The sequence below is a fragment of the Pseudoalteromonas sp. MEBiC 03607 genome, assembly GCF_004792295.1.
Lineage (GTDB): Bacteria > Pseudomonadota > Gammaproteobacteria > Enterobacterales > Alteromonadaceae > Pseudoalteromonas > Pseudoalteromonas lipolytica_C.
In genome coordinates this window covers 2,134,302-2,146,063 of the sequence record NZ_SRRY01000001.1, presented here as the reverse complement: position 1 = coordinate 2,146,063, position 11,762 = coordinate 2,134,302, and the positions used below count along the sequence as shown (strand labels likewise).

Annotated in this window: 13 protein-coding genes; 8 read left to right on the top strand and 5 right to left on the bottom strand. The window is 38.4% G+C overall.

Annotation, left to right across the window (positions count from 1 at the left end; translation table 11 throughout):
* Window positions 1-158 precede the first annotated feature (158 nt).
* The 3 genes from E5N72_RS09875 to E5N72_RS09865 all read left to right on the top strand — a co-directional run bounded on the left by E5N72_RS09875 (window position 159) and on the right by E5N72_RS09865 (window position 3,657).
* On the top strand, window positions 159-1,445 hold the full coding sequence (locus E5N72_RS09875; RefSeq protein WP_135924285.1) for a diguanylate cyclase: 1,287 nt from the start codon (window positions 159-161) through the stop codon (window positions 1,443-1,445).
* A 99-nt stretch (window positions 1,446-1,544) separates the two neighbouring features.
* Entirely contained in the window at window positions 1,545-2,438 is an 894-nt protein-coding gene (locus E5N72_RS09870; protein WP_135924284.1) for a TIGR01777 family oxidoreductase, read from the top strand.
* Between the two features lie 76 nt (window positions 2,439-2,514).
* A complete protein-coding gene (locus tag E5N72_RS09865; protein ID WP_135924283.1) occupies window positions 2,515-3,657 on the top strand; it encodes a GGDEF domain-containing protein in 1,143 nt (380 codons plus the stop codon).
* Window positions 3,658-3,664: 7 nt separating this feature from the next.
* On the opposite strand, the gene E5N72_RS09860 is transcribed toward E5N72_RS09865, so the two are convergent.
* Window positions 3,665-4,615: a LysR family transcriptional regulator gene (locus E5N72_RS09860; RefSeq protein ID WP_135924282.1), complete on the bottom strand. Its 951-nt coding sequence runs from the start codon at window positions 4,613-4,615 to the stop codon at window positions 3,665-3,667.
* A gap of 108 nt (window positions 4,616-4,723) precedes the next feature.
* On the opposite strand from E5N72_RS09860, the gene E5N72_RS09855 reads away from it, so the two are divergent.
* Window positions 4,724-5,662, top strand: coding sequence for a sodium-dependent bicarbonate transport family permease (locus E5N72_RS09855; protein ID WP_135924281.1), 939 nt, complete (start codon window positions 4,724-4,726; stop codon window positions 5,660-5,662).
* A gap of 76 nt (window positions 5,663-5,738) precedes the next feature.
* Entirely contained in the window at window positions 5,739-6,158 is a 420-nt protein-coding gene (locus E5N72_RS09850; RefSeq protein WP_135924280.1) for a hypothetical protein, read from the top strand.
* Between the two features lie 8 nt (window positions 6,159-6,166).
* Here the strand turns inward: E5N72_RS09850 and E5N72_RS09845 are convergent, their stop codons facing one another.
* From E5N72_RS09845 to E5N72_RS09835, 3 genes are all read right to left on the bottom strand, one after another.
* On the bottom strand, window positions 6,167-6,547 hold the full coding sequence (locus E5N72_RS09845) for a hypothetical protein (RefSeq protein WP_135924279.1): 381 nt from the start codon (window positions 6,545-6,547) through the stop codon (window positions 6,167-6,169).
* 113 nt (window positions 6,548-6,660) lie between these two features.
* Window positions 6,661-7,248 (bottom strand): hypothetical protein, encoded by a 588-nt coding sequence (locus E5N72_RS09840; RefSeq protein WP_135924278.1) that lies wholly within the window; start codon window positions 7,246-7,248, stop codon window positions 6,661-6,663.
* A gap of 73 nt (window positions 7,249-7,321) precedes the next feature.
* Window positions 7,322-7,507 carry a hypothetical protein gene (locus E5N72_RS09835; RefSeq protein WP_135924277.1) on the bottom strand — a complete coding sequence of 62 codons (186 nt, stop codon included), beginning with the start codon at window positions 7,505-7,507 and terminating at the stop codon, window positions 7,322-7,324.
* Window positions 7,508-7,771: 264 nt separating this feature from the next.
* On the opposite strand from E5N72_RS09835, the gene sbcB reads away from it, so the two are divergent.
* Window positions 7,772-9,217: an exodeoxyribonuclease I gene (gene sbcB / locus E5N72_RS09830; RefSeq protein WP_135924276.1), complete on the top strand. Its 1,446-nt coding sequence runs from the start codon at window positions 7,772-7,774 to the stop codon at window positions 9,215-9,217.
* A gap of 39 nt (window positions 9,218-9,256) precedes the next feature.
* On the opposite strand, the gene E5N72_RS09825 is transcribed toward sbcB, so the two are convergent.
* Window positions 9,257-10,138 (bottom strand): NAD(P)-dependent oxidoreductase, encoded by an 882-nt coding sequence (locus E5N72_RS09825; RefSeq protein WP_135924275.1) that lies wholly within the window; start codon window positions 10,136-10,138, stop codon window positions 9,257-9,259.
* A 114-nt stretch (window positions 10,139-10,252) separates the two neighbouring features.
* Here E5N72_RS09825 and E5N72_RS09820 point away from each other — a divergent pair, with 114 nt between their 5' ends.
* The gene (locus E5N72_RS09820) at window positions 10,253-10,768 is read left to right on the top strand and encodes a redoxin domain-containing protein (protein WP_062564542.1); all 516 of its coding nucleotides are present in this window, start codon (window positions 10,253-10,255) and stop codon (window positions 10,766-10,768) included.
* Window positions 10,734-11,717 (top strand): 2-hydroxyacid dehydrogenase, encoded by a 984-nt coding sequence (locus tag E5N72_RS09815; protein ID WP_135926271.1) that lies wholly within the window; start codon window positions 10,734-10,736, stop codon window positions 11,715-11,717. Before E5N72_RS09820 ends, E5N72_RS09815 begins: the two co-directional genes overlap by 35 nt.
* Window positions 11,718-11,762 lie beyond the last annotated feature (45 nt).

Here is an 11,762-nt window from a genome sequence, read left to right as displayed (position 1 = left end):
CACACTTTAAAACTTAGAATATAGAACTAAGATAATAACATTTAGCAACCCAAAAACATTATTAGTAGCCTTTGTTTTTATTATAAATTGGTAAAAGTCCGCATCTTAAACAATACTTTATACTTAAAAAATATAACTTTCTTGTCGTTGGTTTTTCTATGTCGCTTAGAACCCAGTTTTTAGCTTTACTAATACTATTGCTTTTATTGGTTACCACTAACACTGTTTTAGTTATGCTTTTAGATAAAGAAGGCAGGCAAAAGCACGAGGCAGTTGATCATACACACGAAATAATTGACGAATCAGAAAAACTTTACACCCAAATAGTTCATGCAGAAACAGGCCAGCGTGGTTATCTTCTTACACAAAATACATCTTATTTAACGCCCTACTACGACGGTATAAAAAAAGCAAAAACACACTTTTTAACCCTGACTAAAATTACAATACATCAGCGAGAGCAGCAAGAAAAACTATCTCAACTTGATGTTTTAATAAATAAAAAATTTGACGAGTTAGATTTAACTATTAATTTAGTGATGCAAAACAGTCCCTCTGCAATCCAAGCAGCAATGGAGGTTGTACAAAGCAACGAAGGGAAAGAGTACATGGAGCAAATTCGCAAATTAATTTCTGAATTTCAAAATATACAACGTGAAAAGTTAGATATAGAGATGTCAGATTTTCAACAACACAGTTTGTTGTTAACGTATCTAATTTCAATTCAAATTCCACTGCTTATTTTATTATGCGTTTTTTCAGCAGTTTTTATTAATAAAAAACTCTTCATTCCGTTAAAGCAATTACTGCATATTACTGAACAATTAGAGAAAGGAGATAAACCTAACGTAAGTATTGTTTACAGGCATGATGAAATAGGTCACCTCCTTAAACGATTTCAACGTATGAGCAATATCATCCATAAACGAACTAAAAGATTAAATTTTCAAGCAAAACACGACCATTTAACAGGTGCTCTTAACCGCTCAGACCTAGAACCCCATTTACGCCAGGCCATTAATACTTGTTCAGTAGACAACAAACTGGCACTAATTTTTATTGATATAAATAAATTCAAACAGTTAAACGATAATTATGGTCATAGTATTGGTGACAAGGTGTTAATTGAAACAGCAAAACGTATCAGCTCTACTTTTCGAGCCGATGACGCCATCTACCGTTATGGTGGAGATGAATTTATCATCATCGTAGAAAACATCTCAAAGATTGAATATATAGAACCTATGCTTAATCATTTATTAAAGAGTTTTGAAGTCTGTTTTGAAATAGAACAACATACTTTTGACATCGATTTAAGTATTGGTGTTGCTCTCGCTCCTGATCATAGTGACGATTGGAAAACGTTAATCAACCTAGCAGATAAAGCAATGTATAACGCAAAATTAAGCCACAACGCCTCATATTGTATTCATGGTCAAGCTTGAATGAAAAACTAATCGATTCAGCTACTTTTTACGTATAGTTTGCAAATATCATCATCACTATGTATAAAAAATAGACCAACTGTCTTCTAAGGTGTCACAATGCATATATTATTAACGGGTGGAACAGGTCTTATAGGCAAGCATTTGTGCCCATTTCTTTTGAACCATCATAAAGTGACTGTTCTTACTCGTAACCCTATCCAAGCAGCCGTCTTGCTTACTCACCAAGTTGTGGCTGTTAAGTCATTAGACGAGGTCGATTTTGAACAGGTAGACGCAATCATTAATCTAGCAGGTGAGCCTATTGTTAATAAGCGCTGGAGTGATTCACAAAAACGAGAATTATTAGATAGTCGTATTAAGCTGACCCAACAAATCACAAAAAAAATCAACCGCTGCAATTCACCACCACACACTTTTATTTCTGGCAGTGCGATTGGCTTTTATGGTCGACAAGGCGATTGCAAAATAGATGAAAGCTTTAATGACATTTACCCCGAGTTTAGCCACGTACTATGCCGAGATTGGGAGCACGCAGCAACCAAAGCTGAATCGGAAAAAACGCGCGTGTGTCTACTCAGAACTGGTGTGGTGTTATCAAAACATGGCGGTGCGCTCGATAAAATGTTACCCGCATTCAAATTTGGTCTTGGCGGCCCTATAGGTCATGGTAAGCAAGGCATGTCTTGGATACATATAGATGATATGATCCAACTCATTTTATTTGTACTGTCTCATCAAGACATCTGTGGCCCTATCAATGCAACAGCGCCTAACCCTGTTGATAATAATGAGTTTAGTCAAACCTTGGGTTCCGTTATTTCAAGACCAGCAATGCTAAGAATGCCTGCTTGGGTTTTAAAGCTAATGATGGGCGAAATGTCTGATTTATTACTTCATGGACAATTCGTGATCCCTGATAAACTTTTAAAACATAATTATCGTTTTCATTATCCAGAACTTAAACCAGCATTAGAGAGTTTAAGGCTTTAAGTAAAAATCATTAGTTGATTTAATCAGCGTGGTACATAATAATTAATTATGTCGTAAAGTGGAATTAGGGATATTCATGGTGGACTTACCCACCATAATCAGCATTTCGGTATTACTGAATGTGGTTATTGGTGCCTTCTTATTGTCTCTGTATTTTTTGAGACAGCAACAAAGCTATTTGTATTGGGGAAGTTCGTGCCTGATTTTTGTATTAGCCCAAATTACAGCCACCTCACGAGTGTTTATTGACCTTCCAATTTTGACACACTTTATAGCCAATTTACTTATAATAGCCGCTCCACTAGCTGCAGTCTTAGGTATTCATGCCTATAACAATAGAGAAAAATACTACTTAAAACGTTGCTTATATCTTCTACTAGCTACTGCAATGCTATTATTTCCCATGTTTCAACTTGGTTTTGATCAATCCGTCACGACTGCAATTCTTGCCTTTAGTTTTCTCTACGCAGCGAATGCTTTACGTAGACTAAATGTTGAGCGAATTATCCACTTGGTGCTCTTGCAGCTATGCTTTTTCATTCACAGCGCCATCATGTTTGTTCAATTTGATCTTTTAGTGATGGAGCACTTTAACTACATAAAGGCAGACATATCACAAGTGTTTGCCATTATTCTAATTAGCCATATCATCATCACTACACTTACAGCAATGATCTGGCCATTACTCATGTTTTTAGAATCAGAACAAGTACTCAGTGATCTTGCTAATCGAGATTCATTAACTGGATTACTCAATAGACGAGCTTTTATAACTATTAGCAATAACTATTTGGAACAAGCAAACAATAGCCTCAGTGAATTATGCGCAGTCATGATTGATATAGATTTTTTCAAAAGAGTAAACGACAAGTATGGCCACGAAACTGGGGATGAGGCATTAAAGTGGGTCGCAAATAAAATAAAATCACAACTTAGAGAACACGACTTAGTAGCACGAATTGGTGGAGAAGAATTTGCAGTTATACTTCCAAGCACGAACCAATTACAGGGTGAAAACTTATCAGAACGAATTCGCTTAGCCATCAATAACGACTATTTTACTTTCAATGATCAACGCATAAAATTAACCATCAGCGTGGGCATAATCACCCATCAGTCAGGAAGCAATAATATAAACGAGTTACTTGCCCAAGCAGATAAAGGACTTTACAAAGCAAAAGTAAACGGTAGAAATCAAGTCGTTACTATGGCTTTTTGAAAATACTTTACGCTAAGCTTGTATTCAATGTACTTAATTCATTATTGACCCAGTTTTTGTCTAAACATTGCTCAAGGTTAAGCTCTGCGAACTTTAAGAAGCTACGAGCAGCATGAGAAAGATGACGATCAGTGCGCACCACGAAGTACCAGTGACTAGCAAGCTGAACATCAACTACATCAAGGATGCAAAAAGAGCTATCGTTTGTTGGCAATACATGGCGTGATACCACACCAAGCCCCATGCCAGAGCCTACAGCGACTCTAATCGCTTCGTTACTAGCCATTTGCACTGTATTACTCAATACTAAGCCACGACTTTGCAGCTCACTCTCAAATAGCATTCTAGTTGCAGAACCAGGCTCACGTAATAAAAAACGCTCCTTCATTAACTCTTTTAAAGTCACTTGCTGTTGCTGAGCAAGTGGATGATGCATAGGAGCAATAAAGACAAGTGGATTTTGCAAAAACCGCCCAGCCTTTGCATGTTCTAGTGACGGCGGGTGACTAAATACATAAATGTCATCTTCTCCTCTTTCAAATCGAGCAAGTACTTCTGCCCTATTACCAATCTCCAGCGGTAATTCTACGTGAGGATGTAAATTACTGTATGGGCCCAGTAACTTAGGTAATATATATTGTGCAGTGTTTACAATGGCTATTTTGCAACGCCCTCGCTCTCCTCCTCTAAGCTCAACTAAATAATCTTGATAATCATCGAATTGTCCAAATACTTGTAGGCACGTTTGATAAAGCGCGAAACCCGCTTCAGTAATATGAATTTTTTGCTGATTAACAATAATTAAAGGTTCACTAATACTTTCTTGTAAGCGCTTAATTTGTTGAGAAACCGTCGGCTGTGTTAAATGTAACTGCCTTGCTGTTTCACTGATCGAACGAGTTTTAACAACTTGCATAAACACTTCTAATAGCCGAAAAGAAATATGTCTTAGATCCATAACCACCACCCATAGATAAAAATCTATAAGATACTAGCATTTATTTAATTATTTACTATGCTTCTTTTTGTTTAAAATGACGACATTTTAAATTCAAAGGAGAATAAAGTGCCTGATATTGTTGTAATGTTTTTTATTTTGGGTCTAGCTGCAGGGTTATTGCGCTCAGATCTTAAAATTCCACAAGCAACTTACGAAACGTTGAGCCTACTGCTTATGCTAACAATTGGTTTAAAAGGTGGCATGGTGCTGCACGGCAGCTTGCATTGGAAGTTACTGCCTGAAATGGGCGCGGTGATGCTTCTCGGTGCAGGTATTCCTCTTCTTGTTTATCCTATATTAAATAAATTGCTTGGTTTATCAGTAGCAAATAGTTCAAGTATTGCAGCACACTATGGTTCAGTAAGTGCCGGTACATTTGCTGTTGCTTTGGCTTATGCTGAGTCAAATGCTTTAGATGTTGGCGCTGAAGTAACACTCTATCTAGTCATGTTAGAACTGCCAGCAATTATTGTCGGTCTGCTGCTATTTCGCAGCCTTGGTAATGGCTCAAGTAAACATTTATCACTTAAAGCACTGTGGCATGAAACATTAACAAACAAAAGCGTCATCTTGTTAGTCGGTGGTGTGATAATCGGCATGATGTATGGCACTCAACAAGGTAGTCAAGTAACCAGTTTATTAACCAACAGTTTCAAAGTCGTACTGGCGTTGTTTTTACTTGAAATGGGCTTAATGGCAGCTCAAACACTACGCCCTATCCCATGGCATCACTGGCGCTTAGCACTTTTTGCTCTTATTACTCCTAGTATTCTTGGCGCGATTGGAGTCGGTGTCGGAACCCTTTTACAGCTGGAACTTGGTTCAGTTGTTATTTTGGCAAGCTTAGTAGCAAGTGCATCATATATTGCCGCACCAGCAGCCATCAAAGCAGCCATCCCAGAGGCTGACATTGGGTTGGCTATGCTCTGCTCCTTGGGCATAACTTTCCCATTTAATGTATTAGTTGGTATTGGCTTGTATCACCATATGGCATTAAATATTTGATAAACGTGCACTTTATGAATGCGGTTTCAGAAAAAGTCGTTTACTATTGGTAGAAAATAATGTGCAAGGATATGCCATGTTCGATCAAGAGTTAAATTCTGAGCAGCAACATATAAGTGCAATTTTTCAACGCTTATGCGAAGTATACCAAGTAACCAATAACACTGAGCTTGAGCAAGCTTTAGCTCTCAATCAAGGCTATAGCAAAGAATGCATTCAAAGCGCTATTGTCCCATATGAAGTGATTGATAAAGCGAGTAAACACGCTCAGGTTAGTTTTGACTATCTACTAAGTGGTAAGAAAGATAATTTAATTAAACTAGAAGGCCCATTGTTACAGGCAATTAATAATGGGCTTTTAAAAAGTATCAAAAAGATGTCAATAGCGGGGTTAATCAAGGGTGAAAACCAAACTCAAGATGCACTCAAACAGCTAGCTGATATTCAAGTTAAACAGATAAAAAATGAACTAAAACTACAAAGCCAGATAAAATAATCTGGCTTTTAATTTTTTCCTTTATAGAGCTTGTTGTAGATCTCAGAAATATTATTTTGTTCATCGTAATACTTCTGCAACTCACCTAAAGATAGCTCTTTTAATTGCTGGTTTTTAAGATCAGTTGCTTCTACCCACTGAAACTTTTGAAGGCTTGTACTGTTATCCATCAGGCTACATATTTCGTTTTTCAGAGCCTCCGCTCTATTAAACAGTTTTATGGCTTTGTTGATATCTGTTTCTTGCTCTGCCTGTAGCGTACACCACACCACCTCAACAGATTTGCTTCTGATTTGTTCTTCAAAAATATTTTTGCGTGCTATCAGCCACGTGCTTACAGCTAGCAAAACTGCTAATACAACAATGGCTATGTAAATTAGTTCAAGCATGACGATCCCTCGGTAAACTAAATGTTACTATACACCCAAACTTAGTGCGCAAAACATCAGGAAAAAGCATTAATATTAATAGTATGGAACTGATATATTTCGAATAATCCGTGTTAAATTTTTGTATGAAATGGCCAGCTTGGGCTCAGTAAAAGCTTTAATTTTGTTTTAAGTAGTCCAGGAAATAACATTACGATAGCAAGGGTAAAACTGATATACAGTACGATAAAGCTGTAAATGTAATGTATGTAGGCATGTTCAGCTTGAATATCTAACACAACAAACTTAAACCAAAGAATAAAGTGAGCTAATGAGAGAACTACTGTTAGCTTAATTACACAGAAAAATAGCAGTCCAAAGTTAAAACTGAATTTTGTATGTAAGAGATAAAGAATATAAATACTGAGTAAGTTTATTAGGCAAGCTACAAGGTAAATATTTTGAGTATTTCCAATGCTTTGATTTTCAGCGATAAAAATTAATACATACTCCATCAATAAAGATGTTAGCGCATATTTTGTCACCACTGTCGCTATTGATAAAAAGTCACTAAATCTTTCTCTATTTCCAATAGCACGGAACAAAGATATAGCAAAAGCTAAAACATACATAACAGCAATAATCACCTGCATAGAAATCACTTGATGATTTTCAGTGGCAACCATTAACTCTTTATATAAATTTTGAATAGATTCAAACATCTCTTACCCTTACACTAAGTCATAAGGGTAAGATGTAATTAAGAAAAAAACCAGCCAAATTGGCGTTAGATTATTAATTTTCTTTCTTTTTCTCTCTTACAATCACAATTCCACCTGTACCATTAAGTTGTTGTTCTTCTTTTTTCTTTTCTCGAATAATAACAATTCCACCTGTTCCTTGTAATTTTGTCGTATCAAAGCTTGAAGCTGGAGTTGCGTCGAATGCTAAAGTAGATAGTAATAAAGCTGATAAAGTCATTTTTTTGTTCCTTCATTGTTAAAGATAGTTTTCGTTAGCAAATACCGAGCCACAGAATACAAAACAGCTCAAAAACTAACGACACCTCACTATATAAGCATAAAAATTAACCGCAAGGCCATTTTTTATACAGCTCGTGTTTATAAAAGTTACACTAAACAGCCACATTACGTTTTACTCTATAAACTAGCTAGGCTCTATGCCATAATTCTGACAATTCAGAAAACAACTCAAAACGGCTCGACGCTTAGCAAGGTTTAATGCATGGCTTATCCAGAACAACAACAACCAACAATTTACTGGCACGACTACGAAACATTTGGCGCAAGCCCGCAAAAAGATCGTCCAAGTCAGTTTGCTGGCATTCGTACCGATCTTGATTTAAATATTATTGGTGAACCGTTAATTGAGTATTGTAAGCCGGCGGCTGATTACTTACCCCACCCCGAAGCATGTTTAATAACAGGTATTACCCCGCAAATTGCGATGCAAAAAGGCTTAGTTGAAGCTGAGTTTATGGCAAAAATCCATGCTGAATTTAGCCAACCTAACACCTGTGTAGCGGGCTATAACAGTATTCGCTTTGATGATGAAGTTACACGTTACAGCTTATATCGTAACTTTTATGACCCATACGAGCGTGAATATAAAAACAATAATAGTCGCTGGGATATTATTGATTTAGTGCGTGCCTGTTATGCACTACGCCCAGAAGGCATTGAGTGGCCGCTCAAAGAAGACGGTACGCCGAGCTTTAAGCTCGAGCACTTAACCGTTGCCAATGGCATTGAACACGCTGCTGCTCATGATGCTTTAAGTGATGTAACGGCAACCATAGCGTTGGCAAAATTAATAAAAGAAAAACAACCTAAGTTGTATCAGTTTTTCTTTAGCTTACGCTCTAAAAAAGCACTAGCTGATTTAGTTGATGTATTTAACATGACACCACTGGTGCACACTTCATCACGAATTCCAGCAAGCCAAGGTTGCACCAGCTGGATTGCACCAATGAGCTTTCACCCAGTCAATAAAAACGCCATTATTTGCTTTAATTTGACTGAAGATCCGCAAGTCTTATTAGATTTATCAGTTGAAGAGCTACGCACCCGTCTTTACACAAAACACAGCGACCTCGGAGAAGACGAAGCACCGGTAGGCTTAAAACTCGTGCATTTAAACAAGTGCCCTATTCTTGCACCAGCAAAAACCTTGTTGCCAGAGAACGCAGCCCGATTAGGTATTGACCGCGAAAAATGCTTACAAAATCTCGCTATTTTAAAAGCCAACACAGAACTTCGCGACAAAGTGACCGAAGTGTTTAACGAACAGCGTGATTACGGCGAAACCACTAACCCTGATTATCAACTTTATGATGGTTTTACCAGCCACGCAGATAAAGCAAAATTTGCTATGATACGTGATGCAAGCCCTGAGCAATTAGCCTCAATGCAGCTTGATTTTGATGATAAAAAGTTTGCTACCTTGTTATTCAGATACCGTGCTAGAAACTGGCCACACACACTTAGCCAAGATGAGCTAGCAAAATGGCGCCAGTATTGCCAAAACAAACTAATGCATGGCGAAGATAACCCTTCGATCAGTGGCCAAGATTTCATGATCACCCTTGAAAATCTGGCTCATGAAAATGATGATAACGAAAAAAATCTGCATATTTTAAAAGCGTTATACAATTATGCACAAAGCATGTAATAAAAAACGCGACAATAATTGTCGCGTTTTTTATTGATATTACTTTTTATGTAGCGCTTCAATACGCGCTAATAAACTTGAGGTGTCGTAGCGGCCACCACCTAAAGCTTGTACATCGGCGTAATATTGATCAACTGTTGCCGTCATCGGCAAAGTTGCGCCGTTTGCCTTTGCCTCATCCAAAGCGATGCCTAAATCTTTACGCATCCAATCAACAGCAAAACCAAATTCGTATTCGCCAGCCCACATTGTTTTGTAGCGGTTTTCCATCTGCCATGAGCCAGCTGCACCTTTCGAGATGGTTTCAATCACTTTTTCACCATCAAGGCCCGCTTGTTTTGCAAAGTGTAACCCCTCAGCTAAGCCCTGCACCACACCAGCAATACAAATTTGATTTACCATTTTACAAAGTTGACCAGAGCCTACTTCACCTAATAATTGGCTAAAACGGCTAAACGCAGCCATTACAGGTTGAACAACATTAAAATCAGCTTCGTCGCCACCTACCATCACAGTTAATACGCCATTTTCTGCACCCGCTTGGCCGCCAGAAACAGGGGCATCTAAAAATGCAATACCTTGTAGTTTTGCCTGAGCGCCCACTTCACGTGCCACCTCAGCAGAGGTTGTGGTGTGATCAACTAAATAGCTGCCCTCATGCATGCTTGCCAGTACACCATTTTCACCATAAACAACTGAGCGTAAATCATCATCATTGCCTACACACATGAAAACGATATCAGCCCCTTTAGCGGCTTCACTTGGCGTTTCACAATAATTACCTTGATACTCTGAAACCCACTTTTGCGCTTTAGCCGTTGTGCGATTGTAAACTGTCACGGTGTGACCTGCGTTGGCAAGGTGACCCGCCATTGGGTAACCCATTACACCTAATCCGATGAAGGCGACTTTCATTGACATAAAACTGACCTATTTGAGTGATAAATTAGTAATAATTTCATTATCTCAACCGAATAACTAAAAAGCGAATGAAAAAAAGTTCATTTAAACAGTTCAAAAACACACAGGTAAAACATGGATAGTATATATCGTTTCAATGCCCAGCTTGCATCTGGAGAAAACTTTAGCCTTGAATCGTTACAAGGTAAAACAGCGCTTATTGTCAATATAGCCAGCAAATGTAATTTTTCAGTGCAAATGGCAAGCCTTGAAAAGCTTTATCAAGACTATAAACAGCAAGGATTTACCGTACTCGGTTTTGCCTGTAATCAATTTGGCCACAATGAACCTCTAGATGGCAATGAGCTACAAGCCTTTTATCAGCAACACTTTGATGTTAGCTTTCCCATTTTTAACAAAGTGTTAGTGAACGGCCCAGAGGCCCATCCTTTATTTAATTATTTAAAATGTCATACCCGTGGAATAGCACAAAACCGCGCAATTAAATGGAATTTCACCAAATTTCTTATAAACTCAGAGGGTCAACTCGTTGCGCGATATGCCCCGCGCACCAAACCCGAAACCCTCAAAATGGTGATAGAGAGTAATTTAAATGATGAAACTGGCCTTATTCAGTGCGCAAAAGTATGAGCAACCGTTTTTTGAAAGGAATCTAACTGAATACGCTGAGTCTGTTTCGCTCAGTTATTTTGAGCAATCCTTAAACAGCAATACCACCCCCCTTTGCCAAGGCTTTGATGCTGTGTGCGTGTTTGTTAACGATACAGTCGACAAACACGTCATTGCCGATATGGCTGCCCTAGGCATAAAGGCAATCTTATTACGCTGTGCAGGCTTTAATAATGTTGATCTTGATGCTGCCAAAGAGCATAACATCAAGGTTTGCCGTGTGCCCGCTTATAGTCCAGAAGCCGTGGCAGAGCATTGTATTGCCCTTATGCTAACGCTCAACCGAAAAACCCATAAAGCCTTTAACCGAGTACGTGAAGGTAACTTTGATTTAAACGGCTTGCTAGGCTTCAACTTATTCAAAAAAACCATCGGGATTATAGGCTGTGGCAAAATCGGCCTAGCACTGGTAAATATCTTAAATGGCTTTGGAGCTAAGGTACTCGTTTGTGACCCAATGGCTGGTGAAGGCCCTTATACCCTGTGCGATTTAGACACATTGCTTACCCAAAGTGATGTCATCTCATTGCACTGCCCGCTCAACGAGCATACCCATCATTTAATTGATGCTAGCGCATTTAAGAAGATGAAAGACGGAGTCATGCTGATTAACACCTCTCGTGGTGCACTTCTTGATACTCAAGCCTGTATTCAAGCGCTTAAGTCTAAAAAGCTCGGACACTTAGGGCTTGATGTGTATGAGCAAGAGTCAGAGTTATTCTTTAAAGATCACCGTGAAGAAATCATGCAAGACGATATTTTTTCACGCCTTATTAGCTTTCCGAATGTGTTAGTCACAGGCCACCAAGGCTTCTTCACCCAAGAAGCACTTAGCGAAATAGCCTGCACTACATTGCAAAGCGCCAATGAAATAAGCCAAGGATTACCATTAACTAACGAAGTTACTTAAAGCAAGCGCACCTTAAATTAAAAAAGGCGTGAGGTTTAAACCCTA